Raw genomic sequence first — 17,440 nt, forward strand, 5'->3', positions numbered from 1 at the left:
CTTCGCCCTGGCCTTCAAGGTTCGGCGGCCGGGTCTCCATTCGGCCGACATGATCCTGCTGTAGCTGAAGTTCCGCCGTGTCCTCAATTGTCACAATGCGTTCTTTATTGGAGATGAGGCTGGACATGGCGTTGAGGATGGTGGTTTTACCGGTGCCCGTGCCGCCCGAAATCAGAACATTCAGGCGTGAGCGAACAACGACTTCAAGCATGTCTGCAATTTCAGGCGTAATCGTATCGTTATCGATAAGCCGGTCGACAGTGAACGGCATTTTCGAAAACTTACGAATCGATAGTAGCGGGCCATCGACGGCGCAGGGCGGCAACAGGGCGTTAACGCGGCTGCCGTCCGCCAGGCGGGCATCGACCCAAGGCTGGGACTCGTCTACGCGACGCCCTACTGCAGAAACGATTTTCTGGATGATACGCAGCAGATGTGAGTCATCCTTGAATCGCACTTCCGTTTTTTCGAGTTTGCCGAGCCGTTCGACATAAACTTGAGAGAAAGTGTTGACGAGAATGTCCGAAATACTCGGATCCTTTAACAAGGGTTCTAATGGCCCAAGGCCTAACACCTCATCGAGAATTTCTGACAGGAGCTGGGCATATTCCGATGTGTTCAGCGCCGCACGCTCTTCGCTGAGAAGCTTTCTGACCAGCGGTGAAATCTGTTCTGCGATTTGCTCGCGCGGCATTTTCTCCAGCGCGGCCAGATTGATTTTATCAAGCAGACGCTGGTGGATCGCGACCTTAAGATGCGTGGCGACGGCGTTGTCGGTTCCGTCTGTCAGGCCATTGAACTGGGCGCTATCGGAATAGGCCAGGCGCGGTTCGAATTTGCCTTTAGGATTGTTATTAAAACGTTCAAACATCTGCGTCTCCGCGCTTGAATAAGCCTCCGCCGAACGACCGCTTTTTCTGCGTTGCCGGTTTTGCCGACGCGCTTTCAAGCAATTCATCGATGGTGCGTGAATATTTTGAAGTAGGTTGCTGCAATATCGCCGGCACGCCCTGATCCAGGCTATTAATCAGAAGCCCGAAATTGCTGGGGACTGTCGTATTGATCGAGACGCGGAGCATCTTCTCTGCTTCCGCGATTGAGATTTTTCGGCCCTGACCTTTGGAAGGATAGCGGTTAGCAATCGCCATGATCGACTTTCCGCCAAGGTTTTCTTCCTGCAGGGTGTCGATGAGCCTCCGGGCGGAGCGAAGAGCTAGCACGTTCATCTGGGTCACGAGGAATATGCAGTCCGCGGCTTTTAATACGCTGTCCGTCCATGATGTCAGTGTGATCGGCATATCGATGACCACATAACGATGGTGACGGCGCGCAAGGGAAATGACTTTTTCAACGGTGCTTTTTTCAAGCGCATCAAAAGGCAACGGCTCATCCGGGCTTGTCAGAACGTGCAGGCCGTCAGGGCCCTTGATCATCAGGTTTTCGAGCATCCGCGAGTCGAGCCGGTCAGGCGATTTGACGAGTTCGAATAGGTTCGAACGCATCGGCAAATCGAGCTGCAGGTCTGCGTCGCCAAACTGGATGTCGAGATCGATAAGGCAGGCGTTGCCGCCAAATCTCTTCGCTTCTTTCTGGAGCTGGAGGGCGCTGTTCACGGCAAGCGTTGTTGCGCCAGCGCCGCCCGAAGCGTGAATGAAGACAATCGTACGTCGGCGGGACGCTGCATTACGGTCATCGCCAACGACGGCGCGATTGACCGTGGAGCGGGCGAGAGAACTGCTGAGTTCGATTTCGTTCGGCGTCAACGAGAGAATATCATCAGCGCCTGCGCGTAGCAGGTTGACGATGGCGTTCTTGGTGGGTGACTTCATCAACAGGCAGATATGCAGGAACTCTAGCTCCGGCTCTGCGCGGATCGCTTCGATATGAACTTCCGCATCGGTTGCGTCTTTTACTTCCAGGACGAGAACGTCAGGAATTTCAGCGTTTACCGTTACGCCATGCTGTTCGAACTCCCGCTGATTAAGGAGCTCGTATTCGACCCCTTCGTACCCTTTAAGATACGTCTCGATGGAGATACGCGCTTCCTGCGAGCTGGCGACCGCCAACAATCGCAGGCCGTCAAAGTTCAGCGCGTCCTCAATCGAAGAATCCAATACGACTACATTATCCGTCGTGTCCGTCACGGTGCTCCCCCGGTGTTCAAATCTTCGCCAGTCATGCTGACCGAATGTGTCGGCAGGGTGGCGAGCACGCCTGCGTTGGTTAACAAAAGACCGACCACGCCGGTCTGAAACGGAACGTCCGAAACCGTCACGGTGACGAGCGGTACTGTGGGTCCTCCTGCAAAACCCAGTCCAGTCCATTCATAGGTGATGGTGACGTTGTCGGGTGCTAATTGGCCCGAAAAGCCCTGCATATGGGCGAAAATACGGTTAAATTGGGTGGCGTCACAGGCTGTCCCGGTGCAGGACACGGGCGGGAATGAGACGCAGGGCGCCGATACGTCAGTACATGCGACGCCGAAAATGCCGGCCGGTGTTTTGGCGTTTGTCGCTGGAACGCCCGCAGCAAGTGGCGTTGAAACCACTGCCGCCCGCGCCCCGGCCTGCGCTGACTTATGAATGGCAGCTGAGAAAAAGAGGTAGAGCGTCGACTCGAGAACAAAAAATATCGTCGCAAGAATGACAAACATCAAAACGACGAATTCGATCGTTGATGAGCCCGTATCGTTACCCCAGAAACGCTTACATCGAAAACGCATGCTCAATCCCCCGAATGTCTGATGTCTTCAACAACAGATATGGGGATGGTTCCGTTATTACCGCCGAAGAAACTGGCGATAAGGAACTGGAAGTTTCCGGTTGCGCCGATCCGGATGACATCGTCGTCAACGCGGAAATTCGTGCCGCTGATCGTTGTGAAAGTAGGCCCAACGATGTCGATGCTGGTGGCCCAGGCCGGCAGCGAGCCGCCCGAAGGAACGCCCGTCTGAATAATGTTTTCAACCGCGGTTGCACAAGGATCATTCTGCGGATCGTCGCAACGGGCGATATAACGCTCGGCGGCGCGTACGTTGTTTACCAGCGTGTGATGCGCGATGAACATGCGTCCGAATTCGAATGAAAAAGCGAGCGCCGCCAGAATAAGCGGGAACATCACCACTGTTTCGACTGTGATTGATCCATCGTCAGCGCGTAAGAATTTACGCCGGCCTATTTTGTCCCCCTGTGCGCTCATCGGTAGAGCACCGGATATTCGTGCAGGATGCCGTCATCGTCGCCCGGATCGACGACGCCGATCATCTCGTAATAGATGTCTTTGTTATCGGACGGCTCGCCATTGGGATAAAGATCATCGTAATCGTCAATGCCAATTGGCTCAGTCACGAACACCTTGGCGAATTCCTCAACCGGAATCGGCCTGTTGTTGCCAATGGTGCCGGCGTTCTGGACGCAGTTCGCCACGGCGACAATCAGCACCCGGCGATCTTTTCGTACATCAGTTGAAGGCGTCGCCTGGGAGCAGGTGGGGTTTCCCTGCTCTTCTCCGACTACATTAACAAGGCCCGGATTATCGGATCCGCCATAGAGATTGTCTGTTGAGATTTCATATCGATAGGTCTGATAACGAGTCCATGTATCCCAGCCAGCCGGGCGGGCTCCCGGCGCAACGGTTGGGTGATTTGCGGTCCAGTATCCGTCCCGGTCCCATTCGCCGTCGCCGAACCGGTGCGGATCGCCGGAGGCTGGACTGTCGGTGCAGCCGACGCCGGTGCCGTTCACGAAACAATTGTCGCGCGGCAGCGGTATCGTGTCGGCCAGTTCCGGGTTGTTGCCGTTTGTGCAGCCGGCATTGTTTCCATTGGTGGCGACGGCAAGGCCCTTGGTTACGTTTGCAGCGGGCACATATTGCGGGTCGGTTTTGCTCATGGGTCCGTCGAAAATGTCAAAGCGGACATTCATGCCCTGTTTCACGGGACCGGTGTTGGAGCCGCCCTTGGCTTCGAGCGTACCAGAAATGCAGCTTGTGTTCGGATCAACTCTCGCCATGGCGTCGCGCCAATCGGAGGCGCCGTTGCCGGTAAAGCTTTTGATGATGCCGAAATTGCCGGAAAAATACTGCTCGCCCATCTTGCCGTGGATCTGCACGCCTGCCGGCGTGATGAAGGGCGCACCCGATCCAGCGAGCTCTTCATTAGGGTTGCAAAGAAAAAGCGGTACGATGTTGCAGACTTCGCGTCTGAACCCAGCGACAGCCTGTGGGGCAACTGAAGCGTCGGTCGCAATGCCTGGCGCAAGCGCGGCGGCGATTGGGAACATCACGTAGTTTTCGGTTTCCGTGGTCGCTTCCACGAGAACGAATGAGGCCTCGAGATCGGCCTCGACTTCGTCAAGGCCCGATGCAGAACAGTCGAATCCGCCGCCGGGCGTCCATTCGCAAAGCACAGCATCGCCGGCGAGCGGGGAGCGCGCATAAGGATCGATGTCATCGTCAGTGATCGCCGACATGAACACCATGCGGGCGACGCCCACAGCATTGTCGCCAGAAAGAGAAAACCGGAAACCCTCGGGGACGACGGGGCCGTCGGTCGCATCGCCGACGCCTGCGCGTACGGCGCGCTCCATGGCGCCCAGATCGCCATCAAGTTCAGCCGCAGCGGCGAGCGCCACGCGGTCCACATAGGAATTCGCCTGGCTGTGAATGTTCATGATGCGCCCGACGTCGATGACCATGCCGGTGAAGGCAATCATCAATGCGAACATGACGACGATAAAAACTGTCGCCGCGCCGTCTTCCTTGTTGAGAAAGGTTCTAGCCGGAATTTCTTTCCTGCTGTGACGTGAACGAGCCTTTAGCCGCATGACGTAACCTCTTCGATCTGGTCATTAGTTAGACCCGCCGCCGCCGGACCCCGGCTGTGTTGAGCGGAGCGTGCTTGTATCATCCGGCTTTTCGACTTCATCTTCTTCGTATCGTTCCTGAGCGAGCGCAGAGCGAGCGCCGCTGGCGGTCAAGACGCCCTCCGGCGCATTCGGATTAACAGTCTGCGCAGCGATGTTCTGCCGCACGGCATCTCCGAATTTCGCTTCCGTCTGGTCAGCGTAGAAATCGGGCAGGCCTGCTTCATGGGCGCAGCCGCCGAGCCCGAACGCGAGTACTATCAAGGCTGTTTTGATTTTCATGGCTGTTCATACCCATATTGGCCATCGACGCCGCCGGCGCCGGAAAGCTCAGTTACTTCATAGGTTCTGCCGAACAAGAACATATCGAATTCTTTCGGCGGCAGGAAATGATCCGTAGGCGCAGCAAGCCGGTCGCCGCCCACTGGCTGGACGAGGCGTGCCGTAATGATCACGACCAGTTCCGTCTGGCGGCGCTGAAAATCCTGCGAACGGGCGAGGGCGCCGAGGATCGGCACTGAGCCAAGGCCCGGGATCTGACGGACGGCGGTTTCAAGATCATCCTGAATAAGGCCGGCGATCGCGAAACTCTGGCCGTCCAACAGTTCGACAGTCGTGTTGGTCCTGCGGACTTTCAGGCCCGGAATGGTAATGTCCTGTGTTTCAACCGAAACGGTCGGATCGATGCTCGACACCTCGGCGCGCAGTTCGAGGTTGACCTTTTCCCGGTCCAGAACGGTCGGCGTGAAGGCGAGGCCGACGCCGAATTCCTTGAATTCTATCGTGATCGTGATGCCTCCGGCGTCGGATTCCTGAGCGACTGGGATCGGAAATTCACCGCCGGCCAGAAAGCTCGCGGTGTCGCCGGAAAGGGCAATGATGTTCGGCTCGGCGAGGGTGCGTACAAGACCTTTTTCCTCAAGCGCGTCAAAAGCGGCGCTCAGCGAGAAATCACTGCCAGAAACCAGCGCGGCGCCGCCGGAGAAGAACGCCAGCGGGTTAATGCCGCCGGAAGTAGAGCCGCCAAACTCGCCCGGCACGCCGATAAATGAGTTGAACCCGCCGCCATCAAGGTCCGTTAGCCGCAAGCGCGTGCCGATATCTTTGAGCGCAGAGCGCTGCACTTCGGCGAATTTGACTTGCAGCATCACCTGCTGGCTGCCCGTGATGTTCAGCATGTTGGTGACACGGTCAGGCGCGTAACGCTCGGCCAGCGCGGAAATGCGGCCGGCTTTTTCGGCGCTGTCGACGGACCCGGACAGAACGATCGAGTTGTTTGCAGTCCGCACTTCGACAGCGTCATCGGGCGCGACTTCGTAAATCTTGCGCTTTAGCGACTGCACGTCATAGCCGACGAGAACATCGATGATGTCGATCACCTGTCCGCGCGAGTCGGTGAGCACGATATTCGTGGATCCGATCGCCTTGCCAAGAACATAAAAGCGGTTGCGCGACAGCGGGACCACATCGGCGATTTCCGGATTGCCGACTGCGAGCTCGCGGAACTGGCGCCGCGTATTGATGATGCTGGATTTGTGCAGGATGACGCTGACTTCCGAGCCGTCCACCATGTCGCCATTGCGCGGGGTGGATACCGGCGAAAGCGTCTGGGTGCTTATGGGCTGCGCGGCAACAGTATTGTCATCGTTGCCCGCAGGCGCTGTCAGTTTGGTCGGCGCGCTATCTTGTGCGAACGCGCCGGTGGTGAGGGCCATACCTGCTGCAAGCAGTACCGCCTGCCTGGTTGGCCTCGAAATACGCAACTTTCTCACTTTTATAGTCCCCACTTTTAATCGCCTTTATTGCGGAACGCGTTCCGATTCCAGATTGTCGACGCCTTTGCGGACGCGGACGTAAATGCCGTTATCGCGTACAACCGGGCGCGGCGTATCGATGCCGAGATCACTCACGGAAATCCGCTTGACCTCCGCCGATTCTAGGTTGGCGTAATTGCGTAGCGTCAGGCTCAACGTGCCCAGTTGCTCCGCCAGTGCGAGCTTTTGCGCCTGTTCCGGCGTGACCTCGACCGTCGCGGTTCTAGCGATGACTGGATTTTCCGCCTGCTCGCTGGAAAGCTGGTCGATACCGAGAACGCCGACATTCTGAATAATGACGTCGGTAATGAGATTGCCGCGGCTACCGGTCAGTTCCCGGGTTAGCATTACGTCCACACGATCGCCAGGCAGGAGAAAGCCGGCGACGCCGCTAACGTCGTTAATCCGGATCGAAAATGCGCGCATATCATCCGCGACTTTGCGCGAGAGAGTCGGCTTTTCGCCATAGCCTGAAACCTTCGTTTTCAGGAATGGTTCGCCGGCGACAAAACTGCGTATCGCAATGCGTTCGCCTTCAGGTCCTTCGAGGAGCTCGTTACGTGTGGTGACGATGTTTTCCGGCACGCCGTCAACGGGCCATTGTACTACTTTGATAAAGTCAGGCTTGATCGCGTCCCCGAAAGCAAGGTCCTGGCTGGCGACAAGAACAGCGGCGGTTATCGGCGCCTCGGCGGCAATAGCCTGGCCGCCGGAGTTGGTGCGCATGTTGTAGATCACAAACAATGCACCCGCCGCGAGGACGACGCCGACTAGAAGACTGATGATCGGTCTGCGCATAATATTGATCCTTTGTAACGCAACTAGAATCTGTTCGCGGCGTGATACCCGACGTTAAAGCGCCGAGAACCCGCAGTTAGTTTCCTTCTTCGCCATTAATTTCTTCAGCTGTCGCACTCATTTGGCCGGCGACTGCGCCGCCCAGATCGCTGGCGCCGCCCAAAAGGGCGCCGGAAATGGCGATCGCTGCGATAAACGCCACAGCGGCAATTGATACCCACTCGATAGCGACGAGGCCGTCTTCTGATTTCAGAAATTTCGTTTTCTTTGACATGGAACAATCCATTTGGATCTAGAGTTCGGTGAATTTGGGACCGCCTCATGCGTCTCCGCGTGACGCGGCCCCAACCAAATTCATCGCTGTCAAATTTATCGACAGCGAACCATTCCGATTAAGGGAATGTCGGCAGTGTCGGTGCGTTTGCGCCTTCCGCCATCGTATTTGCGCCTTCGGCAACGGTCGTGCCAGCATTGAATGCGCCGGTCATGACTGCACCGGCGATGGCGATCGCAGCGACGAGCATGACGGCTGCGATGCCGACCCACTCGATGGCTACAAGACCGTCGTCTTTCTTAACGAAGCCCATCAGTTTCTTCATGGTGAATTCCCCACATGCTTACTTACCGAAAACCGGGGAATGAATATCCTGGAATGTCCCCCGGCCGTTGTCCCACTGACAACGAAAGCCGTCCTTGAACGGCTGAGAACCACGCTTGCATAACTTATGCCAGCGAATCAATTAAATTCTTACCAAAAAGTTAGTTAACGGGCGGTTTTTACTCAATTTTAACCTATTTGTTAACCTTTATTAGCTCGAATCGTTAAAAGTTAACGATTTTCTCGCCTATTTGGATGCACGTCGGTGCTTTTCTCACCCCATCAGGGTGTTGAAATTGGTGAAAAAAATCGGGTTTGTGCGCTAAAGGGCCCAGTTTTGCCGTCGCAATTATTCCGGCGCCGAAAATGGCATTTATCTTGCTCGCCCAAATATTCGCATGGCAAACGTAATATAGCGATCCCAGCGCGTCCCAACTGTCTTTGACACCCGTTTCGGGACTTCTCAGCTGAATAACGTTTTCGCCGCTGCGCATCCCAATAAATTAATCGCGTTCATAAAATCGCTGTTAACGGCGCTGCCCTATGCTTTGCGGCATGGGCAGAAGGACTAGCGACATCCGGCAAAAGAGACTGTTGCGGATCGCAGGCAGGACGACGGGATGAAGAGAACGAGGAATTTGCGAGGGCCGCTTGCGGCCTTTTTTCACGATGAAAACGGCGCGGCGGCGATCGTCATGGCGCTGATGCTGCCATTGCTGATTGCCGGGCTCGCATTCGGCGCCGAGACCGGCTTTTGGGAGCTGCAGCGGCGCAAGCTCCAGAACGCTGCCGACATGGCGGCGCATTCTGCGGCCATGCAAAAGCGCTCTGGCGTCAGCAGTGAATCGGATCTCAAAAGCGTAGCCGAGGTTGTGGCTGCGGTCGGCGGATACAAGCTCGGATCGGCCGGCATTACTCTCGCGTCGCCGCCGGCAGGTGGCGCGTATGCAGGCGATGCGTCAGCGGTCAGCGTGGCGCTGAACCATTCAATGCCGCGACGGTTTTCAGCCATTTTTCTTTCTGGAAATATCAACTTTACGGTGTCAGCGACCGCGCTGATTTCAGCCGGCGACCCGGCCTGCGTCTTGGCGCTCGACCCTTCAGCAGCCGGCGCGATCTCCGTTGGCGGATCGACAGATGTGACGCTCACAGGGTGCAACATCGCGGCAAATTCATCGAGCGCCTCGGCCATTCAATCGACCGGCAACGGAGCAACCCTTGAGGCGGATTGCGCATCAACGCCGGGCGGCGTCGATGACAGCCATGGCATTCTCGACCTCGGCTGCAGTGCGCCGCAGACAGGGACGGCGCCGGTTTCCGATCCTTACGCCAGCGTGCCGGAACCGACTGTCGGATCTTGCAGCAGTCTTTCCAGTTTCACCAGCGGCAACCCGGCTACGCCGGCGCCCGGCTGTTTTTCGGTTCCATCGGGTACCAACACGATCGGCAGCAATGTCGAGCTGTCATCAGGCACCTATATCTTCAACGGGCCTGGCGAGGTCAGACTCAACGGCAACAAAAGCATGACCGGAACCGGCGTGACGCTGTATTTCACCGGCGGCGCGTCGTTAAAGGTCAATGGCAACTTCGACCTCGACATCAAGGCGCCGACGTCAGGAACATATTCGGGTATTGCGATCTTCGGCAGCCGGACGAATGGCGGTGACTTCGACCTAACTGGTAATTCCGGCGTCGCCATTGTGGGCGCCGTCTATGCACCGGATTCTGACGTTACCTATACGGGCAACACGGCAGGGTTTGGCGTCGGCGAGTGCACGCAAGTGATCGGCGGCACCGTAACTTTCTGGGGCAGCGCTGAGTTTGACACCGACTGTTCAAACAGCGGCACGACGCACCCCACAACAGCCGGCGGCATAAAGCTGGTGGAGTAGAATATGATCTGCAGTAAACGTAATATCAAAAAGACAACGCTCTTTGCGCGCAATACATTTGGCGGCGCTGGCGTCGAATTCGCCATAGCGGCGCCGATTCTGTTGCTCGTCGTGCTTTCCATGATGGATTACGGGCTGGCCTTCAGCCGCCAGATGAATCTCGATCAGTCTGTGCGCGCAGGCGCTGAATTCGCTATGGGCGGCGTCGATGATACGAGCAAGATTGAGGACCTCGTGATCGCCGCGGCCACCGGTTACAGCCGTGACGAAATACAGGATGTTGGCGAAGACGCGCCGACCGCGGAAGTGACAGAGGTCTGCCGGTGCCCCGGATCAGGTGTTGAGGTTTCCTGCACGGCGTCGTGTTCCGGTGCATCGCCCTCTCGGTTTTACTCGATAACGGCGTCTGAAGAGTATGATCCGATTTTCATCCGCGTGATTAATTTATCGGCTTCAATGCAGGTGCAGGTCCAATGAAGACATTGAAGTCGAGCATTCAAGACCTTTTAGGAAACTGCACGGGGGCCACGGCAGTCGAGTTCGCCATGGTGGCGCCGCTCATTTTTGCGGCAATTTTCGGCACCTTCGAAGCGGGGTTAGCGCTCTATGAGAGAAACCGTCTTCAAGGAGCATGTTCCGCCGGCGCCCGTGAAATCCTTATTGCCGGCGCCAGCGACGACAACGCCATCGAAGCGGCGATACGCGCGCAATACAAAAACCCGCAGCAGCAGGACCTGTCAGTCGTTCTCGCGACAAAAACCGTCTCGGGTGAGGACTTCAAGGAAATCCAGATCAGCTATTATCACGAACTGATCGTGGGTTTTGGCAATGCGCTCGATGGGTTTACTTTTACGAGCACCTGTTACGGCCGAGGCGTTTAGTTAAGATTTCCGGGCCGGCTATTTTTCTTCTTTGCCGCCATTTCCAACGGCGCCGTCCCGCCGCGGATCAGCAGCGCCCGCCCAGGCGCCGTTTTCAAATGCGATTGCGTGAACGCCGCCGAAATATGGATCAAGCGAGCCGCGCGCTACCCCGTAATACGGGCGCCGGAGCTGGTATCCGCTTTTTGCCAGCGCCTCGAGCAAGTCTGCGGCGATCTCCGGGTTCTCGATATACGCATTGTTGCCCGGCGTGGGCCTGAGCTGGATCTGAATGCGATGGTTTTGCTGGTGCAGGCAAAAAATGGTCTTCGGCACAAAACACGCAAGCTGGCGCAGTCGCATCATTTTGACCAAGGTGTATCAGATATTACATCCCGTTGACCAAATGGAAGCCTGGGAAAAGGCACGATAAAAGGTCCCTATAGCTGTAAAAAAGGGAGAAAGGTAAATATTTACATTGCTCTTTTACAGCAGTAATTTCGTAGCGGGGTTATTGTGGGGATCATAAACCCATGAACAAAATTAGCTTAGGTTGTCTCGCCGCCGCTGTTGTTTTTGCGCCGCAGAGTGTTTTTGCAGAGGGAAAATTATACACCGATCTTGTGATCGGCGCTGCATTTCCTTCAGAGGTTGAGACTGTTGATTACGAATTCACTTTCGATGGTGATGATTATGTGGGGACAGGCGCCATCAACTACAATCCGGGTGTCGCCGGTGGTGCGGAAGTAGGCGTGCAGGGCTTATTCAGCAACCGGTTCAGAATAGGCGTTTCCTATGATTTCCTGCACCCAAAAGTGGATAACGTGACATTCGCTGGAACGGTGAACGGAATGCCGGATTCCGTGACTTTCTCGAACGAGGATATTCGAGCTGTTGGTATCGAGCTAGGTAATCAGGCTCACGTCATCCAAGGTAACGGCTATTTTGTGTTTCCGATGCAAGATGGGCGATTTGAACCCTATATCGGCGGCGGCGCCGGCGTTGCATTCTTGGAGAATACAGACACAAACTTTGCTTATTCAGGCACAGCGGGTGTACGCTACAATGTAACCGAGAATGCGTATATTGGTTTTCGCTACCGGTTCATTCGCATCAATAACATCATGGATGATCTTGGCTTAGAATACGACCCGATCCATGCGCATGTGACGTCGTTTGTCTTTGGCGCCCATTACTAATGCTGTTTGCTTTGACTGCTGCTGGCTAGCCAGTCGAAACGTGGTGGCGTCTGCTTAATCGGGATGTACGCGATGTATGCATAGCGATAGCGAACACCGACTATCGCCACTTCTTTCACACAGAGACTGGGCGGCTGTTATGGCCGCCTTTTTCTCACCTGCCTTGCCGTCTCAGGCCTCGATTTTATTGGCGTCCCCGACAGGATTCGAACCTGTGGCCCCCAGATTAGGAATCTGGTGCTCTATCCTGCTGAGCTACGGGGACTTGTGGCTCCGGCGGGCGACCTTAGCCAATATCGCAGCGCACCTAAACCGGCTTTAGTCGTCCGCGCGCCTGAATTTTCCCGAATTCTCCTTCAAATCGTTTTCCTTGTGCTCATTAACCGCCATAATTATCGCTCAGTACCCGTAAAGGGCGGGCGTTTTAAGGCGGGAGAAGACTATGGCGCGGCGACAAGGGGCGATTATTGCGGGCGGATTACTGGCGGCGTTTGCCCTGGGGCTGCTTTTAGGCCGGGTGATTGCGCCGGGTTCCGGCTCGGGCGGTGCGCCCAACTCCCAGCAGGTGATTGCCGGTGACCCCCGCAGCGACGCGCCGCGGCGCCCGTTTCAGGAGCTCCGTTCCGAGAACGCCGAGCGGCCCGAAGAAGATGTCATAAAAACTTTCGCCTATCGCCGTCTGCGGCTCGATACCGGAACCGAAACCCCGAAAGCGTGCCTGCAATTCACGCGCGAGCTGAATGACAGCGGCGATGTCAACTATGCGGATTTTGTTCGCATCACGCCCGATGACGGCGCCGCTATTGAAATCGATGGTTCGTCGCTGTGTCTTGCGGGTCTTGAATTCGATAAGGACTATCGTGTGCGCCTGCGCGCCGGGCTGCCGGGCGGCAAGAATGAGCGGCTGGAACGCGCCGAAGAAGTTGTTGTCGCGTTTGGCGACAAGCCGGCTTACGCCGGATTTGCTGGCGACGGCGTTATCTTGCCGCGGCTCGAAGCGGACGGCGTCGGCATCGAAACGGTCAATGTCGAAGAAATAGAAATTACTGTTTACCGCGTTTCCGACCGGTCGCTCGCGCGCAAGAACATCGTTGCAGGCGAAGCGAGTGGCGAGGGCGAATATTCCTATGTCTGGGATCAGGAAGACGGTAAGGATCTTGGCGTCAAAGTCTGGACAGGAAAGATCGCGACCCCCGGCGAGCGCAATGAAACGGCGACGACGGTTTTCGCGCTTGGCGCAGCGCTCGGTGAGCTAAAGCCCGGCGCCTATTTCGTCCATATCAGGGATGTTTCTCCGGGAGCGGACGAATATCGTACGGCGCAGGCGTGGCGCTGGATCGTTTTCACCGATATGGCGTTGACGACTTACTCCGGCTCCGACGGGATTGACGTTTTCGTTCGCTCTATTTCATCGGCTCGCTCGCTCGCCGGCGTCGAGCTTTCCCTCATCGCCTATAACAACGACATTCTGGCGAGAGCTGTTACGAATGCAGACGGCCGCGCGCGTTTCGAAGGCGCCGCCGTCAATGGTGATTATCCCCTGACGCCGCAAATGCTGATGGCCTACGGGCCGCAGGAGGACTTTGCGGCGCTTGATATGACTCGCGCTGCGCTCGATCTATCCGACCGCGATGTGGGCGGACGCAACGCGCCGTCGAAAGTCGATGCGTTCGTGTATCTGGATCGCGGCATTTATCGCCCCGGTGAAACGGTGCATGTGTCCGGGCTGTTGCGTGACGATGCCGGGCGCGCCATCGAAAATCGCCCGCTTACCGTCACTGTACGCCGCCCGAATTATACGGAAGCGGAGAAACTGCGCATCGACCAAACCCAGATCGGCGGATTTTCGTTTGACTATGAGGTGCCGGCCTCGGCGCCGCGCGGCATGTGGCGGATCGAGGTGGAAGCGGACGGTCTCGACGGCTTTGTCGGGACGGAACAGTTTTCCGTTGAAGATTTCGTGCCGCAACGCCTTGAAGTGAAACTTGAGGGCGATGAAAAAACGCCGCTTCGGCCCGGTGAAACCCGCGATATGCACATTGATGCACGCTATCTTTACGGCGCGCCAGCGAGCGCGCTCAGCGTAGAGGCGGAAGCGCGTCTGAGGCTCGATCCCAACCCGTTTCCGGATTTTTCCGGTTATCGGTTCGGTCCGGTGAATGGCCGGTTTGACGAGCGCTTCATCACGCTGCCGAACACGACTACCGATGCTGCGGGCAAGGCGAGCGTCGCGCTGAATGTGGACTCAGCGCCGAAAGATTACGGCGCACCCATGCGCGCGGATGTGGTCGTCGGCGTTGTTGAACCCGGCGGACGCGTGGTGCGGGAATCCGCGCGTATTCCGGTGCGCCCGGATGATAATTATGTCGGATTAAAACTTTCCGGCGAGGGCGGCAGCTTCGGTCAGGGCGAAACGGTGGCGGTGAACGCCGTGTTGCTCGACTGGCAGGGTCAGCCCGTTGACGGCGATCTCGAATGGAAACTCGTCGAAGAGGATTACTGGTTCGACTGGTATCGTGAAAACGGCCAATGGCGGTGGCGGCGTTCTTTCCGTGACGTGCTGATCGCGGAAGGACGCGGCAAGTCGAGCCCTGAACAGATTGCGACGCTCGTCAACCAGCGGGTGGACCCGGGCACCTATCGCCTTTCGGTGACGCAGGCTGGCGGGAAAGCCACAAGCGATATCCGTTTCTACGTGGGCTGGCGTTCATACGCGTCCGGCGCGGACACGCCCGATCAGGCGGCGGTGACGCTGCAGAATGAAAACGTCACGCCGGGCTCGCGCGCGCGGTTGTTCCTCAATCCGCCTTATGAGGGCGAGGCGACCATCGCCATTGCAACGGACAAGGTGCATCTCGTTCAGCGCATGAAGGTCGGCGCCAACGGCCGCGAGATCATCATCGATACAGACCCGAACTGGGGCGCAGGGTTTTATGTTCTTGCAACGGTGGTGACGCCGCGCGATCCGGGCGACCGGCCCGTGCCACGCCGCGCCATGGCGGTTTCCTATGTGCCGTTCGACATGAAGGCGCGGAAGCTTGAAGTAACGCTCGATGAGCCTGAAGTGTTCCGTCCGCGCCAGCAGCTTGATCTGCAGATCGCCGTGAATGGCGCCGCGGCGGGTGAAGATGTCATGATGACGGTCTCGGCGGTCGATGAAGGCATCTTGCGCCTCACCAAATTCGAGAGCCCTGACCCTGTCAGCTACTATTATGGCAAGAAGGCGCTCGGTGTTGAAATGTACGACGATTACGGTCGGTTGCTTGACCCGAATATGGGATTGCCAGCCGAAGTCCGCTCAGGGGGAGACCAACTTGGCGGTGAAGGGCTGTCGGTCGTCCCGGTGAAATCGGTCGCGCTCTTCTCTGGCTTGGTTGATGTCGGCCGGTCGGGTAAGGCAAAAGTTCGCCTTGAACTGCCGGAATTCAATGGTGAGCTGCGCTTGATGGCCGTGGCCTGGTCGCGATCTGGTCTGGGGTCAGCGGAGTCCAGCATGATCGTGCGCGAGAAAGCACCGTCGGATCTGATCATGCCGCGCTTCATGGCGCCTGGCGATGAAGCTCAAATTACTGCCAGTATTGACAATGTCGAAGTCGGGCCTGGAGCGTTCACAGCCGAGATTTCAGCGGACGGCCCGATTGATGTTGCGGATGGCAAGCTGACGCGTTCGCTTGCAACGGGTGCGCGCGCGGATGTGCCAGTTCGGATTGGTGCGGATTCAGAAGGTATCGCAACGGTCAGGTTGGCGGTGACGGGGCCAAATGATTTCGAAACGGACCGGACTTACCAGATACAGACCCGTTCGCCCTATCTGCCGGTAACAAAGATCAGTCGGCAATTGATGGAACCGGGCGAAAGCTATTCTGTTGGCGCTGATCTGCTGGAGGGCCTTGTGCCGGGGTCTGCTGCGATCAGTGTCGGCTATTCGACGCTGCCAATGGATCCGGCGACGCTCTATGCTTCGCTCGACCGCTACCCTTATGGATGCACCGAGCAGACCACCAGCCGGGCCTTGCCATTGCTCTACTCCGAACAGCTGATTGCAATGGGGGCTCCAGAACGCCGCGACGATCCGAAGATGCGGATTCAGACTGCGGTGAACACGCTGCTCAACCGTCAGGGATCTGACGGAGCATTCGGCCTGTGGCGGGAAGGGGATGGCTACGCATCCCCTTGGCTTGGTGCCTATGTGACGGACTTTGTCTATCGCGCGAAACAGGCTGGCTTCTCTGTGCCGGACGAATCCTTGGAGCGGGCCTATGGCGCTCTGCGGCAGGTTTCGACTGGCGATGCATGGCGCGTTTATGGGTACGACACGGATGTCTATGAGAGCCGCTATTCCAACGATACGGCAGAGAAGCTGATGCAGCGCTCGTCGGCCTATGCACTTTACGTGCTCGCAAAGGCGGGCAAGGCCGACATTTCTCGCCTGCGCTACCTGCATGACCGCGAACTCGATTCCATCGATAGCCCGTTGGCACGCGCCCATATCGGCGCAGGCCTTGCCATGCTGGGTGATCGGGCGCGGGCTGCCTCGGCCTTCAAGGCAGCGGAAGACGCGCTCGGTTACGAGAATACCGGCGATTACTACCAGACCCCGCTGCGCGATGAGGCGGCCATCCTGGCCCTCGCATCCGAAGCGGACATGCTGGATGTGGTAGAGCGTCTTGCCGCCAAGCTGGGCGAGGATGCGCCAGACCCGACCGGATTGACCACGCAGGAAAAGGCTTTCGCGCTGCTGGCTGTGGACTCCCTGAACAAGGGGGCTGAAGGCTTCCGGCTCACCGTCGAAGGGCTTGGCCGTGGTAACAATAATGACCGGCAATATGCCCTGACCGAAGCGCAGGCCACGGAAGGTGTGACGTTCACGCTGGAAGGCAAGGCGCCGATGTTCCGGACAGTTATGGTCAGCGGTTCGCCAGAAACGGCGCCGCCCGCTGCGACATCCAAGATGGGCGTCGACAAGACATTCTTTACACTGACCGGTGGTCGTGTGAATCTGTCCCGGGTCGGCCAGGGGGACCAGCTGATCGTGCGCTTGACGGTGTCGCCACATGAGCGCCGCCTGAACCCTGTGATCGTGGCGGACCTGCTGCCCGCCGGCTTCGAGATTGAATCGGTGCTGCGCCCTGCAGATGGCAGGCGTGAATATGGCGGATCGGGCGCGTTTGCCTATCTCGGCCAGATTGCGAATGCACAGACTGCCGAGGCACAGGATGATCGGTTTGTGGCCGCCGTCGATGTCTATGCGCAGCCGGTCACGCTTGCCTATGTCGTCAGAGCGGTAACGCCGGGCGATTTCGCAATGCCGGGTGTGGTGGCTGAGGACATGTATCGTCCGGAAGTATTCGCCCGGTCCAAGCCTGGCCGCGTCACGATCAGCGCAGCGCCCGGAACGATGGGAGGCGGTCAGTAAG

Annotated in this window: 16 protein-coding genes and 1 tRNA gene; 5 read left to right on the forward strand and 12 right to left on the reverse strand. The window is 57.4% G+C overall.

Annotated features, from left to right (window positions below):
* The 10 genes from B2P82_RS07190 to B2P82_RS07235 all read right to left on the reverse strand — a co-directional run.
* Positions 1-871 (reverse strand): TadA family conjugal transfer-associated ATPase (locus tag B2P82_RS07190; protein ID WP_290496082.1); only part of this gene is annotated, 871 nt, incomplete at its 3' end.
* Positions 864-2,144, reverse strand: a complete 1,281-nt coding sequence (locus B2P82_RS07195) for a CpaE/TadZ family protein (protein ID WP_290496084.1) — start codon at positions 2,142-2,144, stop codon at positions 864-866. The genes B2P82_RS07190 and B2P82_RS07195, both read right to left, overlap by 8 nt.
* Entirely contained in the window at positions 2,141-2,722 is a 582-nt protein-coding gene (locus tag B2P82_RS07200; RefSeq protein ID WP_290496086.1) for a TadE/TadG family type IV pilus assembly protein, read from the reverse strand. The genes B2P82_RS07195 and B2P82_RS07200 overlap by 4 nt, the downstream gene beginning before the upstream one ends.
* Before the next feature lie 2 nt (positions 2,723-2,724).
* Positions 2,725-3,198, reverse strand: a complete 474-nt coding sequence (locus tag B2P82_RS07205; RefSeq protein ID WP_290496088.1) for a TadE/TadG family type IV pilus assembly protein — start codon at positions 3,196-3,198, stop codon at positions 2,725-2,727.
* Entirely contained in the window at positions 3,195-4,823 is a 1,629-nt protein-coding gene (locus B2P82_RS07210; RefSeq protein ID WP_290496089.1) for a TadE/TadG family type IV pilus assembly protein, read from the reverse strand. The genes B2P82_RS07205 and B2P82_RS07210 overlap by 4 nt, the downstream gene beginning before the upstream one ends.
* Before the next feature lie 24 nt (positions 4,824-4,847).
* A complete protein-coding gene (locus B2P82_RS07215; RefSeq protein WP_290496090.1) occupies positions 4,848-5,144 on the reverse strand; it encodes a hypothetical protein in 297 nt (98 codons plus the stop codon).
* Positions 5,141-6,577, reverse strand: a complete 1,437-nt coding sequence (locus B2P82_RS07220; RefSeq protein ID WP_290496091.1) for a type II and III secretion system protein family protein — start codon at positions 6,575-6,577, stop codon at positions 5,141-5,143. Before B2P82_RS07220 ends, B2P82_RS07215 begins: the two co-directional genes overlap by 4 nt.
* An 84-nt stretch (positions 6,578-6,661) precedes the next feature.
* The gene (gene cpaB / locus B2P82_RS07225) at positions 6,662-7,474 is read right to left on the reverse strand and encodes a Flp pilus assembly protein CpaB (protein WP_290496093.1); all 813 of its coding nucleotides are present in this window, start codon (positions 7,472-7,474) and stop codon (positions 6,662-6,664) included.
* Between the two features lie 76 nt (positions 7,475-7,550).
* Positions 7,551-7,748: a hypothetical protein gene (locus B2P82_RS07230; protein WP_290496095.1), complete on the reverse strand. Its 198-nt coding sequence runs from the start codon at positions 7,746-7,748 to the stop codon at positions 7,551-7,553.
* A 118-nt stretch (positions 7,749-7,866) separates the two neighbouring features.
* The gene (locus B2P82_RS07235) at positions 7,867-8,073 is read right to left on the reverse strand and encodes a hypothetical protein (RefSeq protein WP_290496096.1); all 207 of its coding nucleotides are present in this window, start codon (positions 8,071-8,073) and stop codon (positions 7,867-7,869) included.
* A 619-nt stretch (positions 8,074-8,692) separates the two neighbouring features.
* On the opposite strand from B2P82_RS07235, the gene B2P82_RS07240 reads away from it, so the two are divergent.
* From B2P82_RS07240 to B2P82_RS07250, 3 genes are read left to right on the forward strand one after another with little or no spacing between them, the layout of a single operon-like run.
* Complete coding sequence (locus tag B2P82_RS07240) at positions 8,693-9,964, forward strand: TadE/TadG family type IV pilus assembly protein (protein WP_290496097.1); 1,272 nt, start codon at positions 8,693-8,695, stop codon at positions 9,962-9,964.
* Between the two features lie 3 nt (positions 9,965-9,967).
* Positions 9,968-10,441 (forward strand): TadE/TadG family type IV pilus assembly protein, encoded by a 474-nt coding sequence (locus tag B2P82_RS07245; RefSeq protein ID WP_290496099.1) that lies wholly within the window; start codon positions 9,968-9,970, stop codon positions 10,439-10,441.
* Complete coding sequence (locus tag B2P82_RS07250; protein ID WP_290496101.1) at positions 10,438-10,845, forward strand: TadE/TadG family type IV pilus assembly protein; 408 nt, start codon at positions 10,438-10,440, stop codon at positions 10,843-10,845. Before B2P82_RS07245 ends, B2P82_RS07250 begins: the two co-directional genes overlap by 4 nt.
* 18 nt (positions 10,846-10,863) lie before the next feature.
* Here the strand turns inward: B2P82_RS07250 and B2P82_RS07255 are convergent, their stop codons facing one another.
* Entirely contained in the window at positions 10,864-11,190 is a 327-nt protein-coding gene (locus B2P82_RS07255; RefSeq protein WP_290496103.1) for a hypothetical protein, read from the reverse strand.
* Positions 11,191-11,357: 167 nt separating this feature from the next.
* On the opposite strand from B2P82_RS07255, the gene B2P82_RS07260 reads away from it, so the two are divergent.
* The gene (locus tag B2P82_RS07260; protein ID WP_290496105.1) at positions 11,358-12,023 is read left to right on the forward strand and encodes an outer membrane protein; all 666 of its coding nucleotides are present in this window, start codon (positions 11,358-11,360) and stop codon (positions 12,021-12,023) included.
* A 188-nt stretch (positions 12,024-12,211) separates the two neighbouring features.
* Here the strand turns inward: B2P82_RS07260 and B2P82_RS07265 are convergent.
* Positions 12,212-12,288, reverse strand: a tRNA-Arg gene (locus tag B2P82_RS07265).
* Positions 12,289-12,465: 177 nt separating this feature from the next.
* Here B2P82_RS07265 and B2P82_RS07270 point away from each other — a divergent pair.
* Complete coding sequence (locus B2P82_RS07270) at positions 12,466-17,439, forward strand: alpha-2-macroglobulin family protein (RefSeq protein ID WP_290496107.1); 4,974 nt, start codon at positions 12,466-12,468, stop codon at positions 17,437-17,439.
* Position 17,440: the final 1 nt, after the last annotated feature.

The sequence above is a fragment of the Hyphomonas sp. UBA4494 genome, from assembly GCF_002388935.1.
In the GTDB taxonomy this organism is placed as follows: Bacteria; Pseudomonadota; Alphaproteobacteria; order Caulobacterales; family Hyphomonadaceae; genus Hyphomonas.

Excerpts from the sequence above, each read along its gene's own strand:
- B2P82_RS07200 (WP_290496086.1), bottom strand. The coding sequence starts at position 2,722 with ATGCGTTTTCGATGTAAGCGTTTCTGGGGTAACGATACGGGCTCATCA.
- B2P82_RS07205 (WP_290496088.1), bottom strand. The coding sequence starts at position 3,198 with ATGAGCGCACAGGGGGACAAAATAGGCCGGCGTAAATTCTTACGCGCT.
- B2P82_RS07210 (WP_290496089.1), bottom strand. The coding sequence starts at position 4,823 with ATGCGGCTAAAGGCTCGTTCACGTCACAGCAGGAAAGAAATTCCGGCT.
- B2P82_RS07215 (WP_290496090.1), bottom strand. The coding sequence starts at position 5,144 with ATGAAAATCAAAACAGCCTTGATAGTACTCGCGTTCGGGCTCGGCGGC.
- B2P82_RS07220 (WP_290496091.1), bottom strand. The coding sequence starts at position 6,577 with ATGGCCCTCACCACCGGCGCGTTCGCACAAGATAGCGCGCCGACCAAA.
- cpaB (WP_290496093.1), bottom strand. The coding sequence starts at position 7,474 with ATGCGCAGACCGATCATCAGTCTTCTAGTCGGCGTCGTCCTCGCGGCG.
- B2P82_RS07230 (WP_290496095.1), bottom strand. The coding sequence starts at position 7,748 with ATGTCAAAGAAAACGAAATTTCTGAAATCAGAAGACGGCCTCGTCGCT.
- B2P82_RS07235 (WP_290496096.1), bottom strand. The coding sequence starts at position 8,073 with ATGAAGAAACTGATGGGCTTCGTTAAGAAAGACGACGGTCTTGTAGCC.
- B2P82_RS07240 (WP_290496097.1), top strand. The coding sequence starts at position 8,693 with ATGAAGAGAACGAGGAATTTGCGAGGGCCGCTTGCGGCCTTTTTTCAC.
- B2P82_RS07245 (WP_290496099.1), top strand. The coding sequence starts at position 9,968 with ATGATCTGCAGTAAACGTAATATCAAAAAGACAACGCTCTTTGCGCGC.
- B2P82_RS07250 (WP_290496101.1), top strand. The coding sequence starts at position 10,438 with ATGAAGACATTGAAGTCGAGCATTCAAGACCTTTTAGGAAACTGCACG.
- B2P82_RS07255 (WP_290496103.1), bottom strand. The coding sequence starts at position 11,190 with ATGATGCGACTGCGCCAGCTTGCGTGTTTTGTGCCGAAGACCATTTTT.
- B2P82_RS07260 (WP_290496105.1), top strand. The coding sequence starts at position 11,358 with ATGAACAAAATTAGCTTAGGTTGTCTCGCCGCCGCTGTTGTTTTTGCG.
- B2P82_RS07270 (WP_290496107.1), top strand. The coding sequence starts at position 12,466 with ATGGCGCGGCGACAAGGGGCGATTATTGCGGGCGGATTACTGGCGGCG.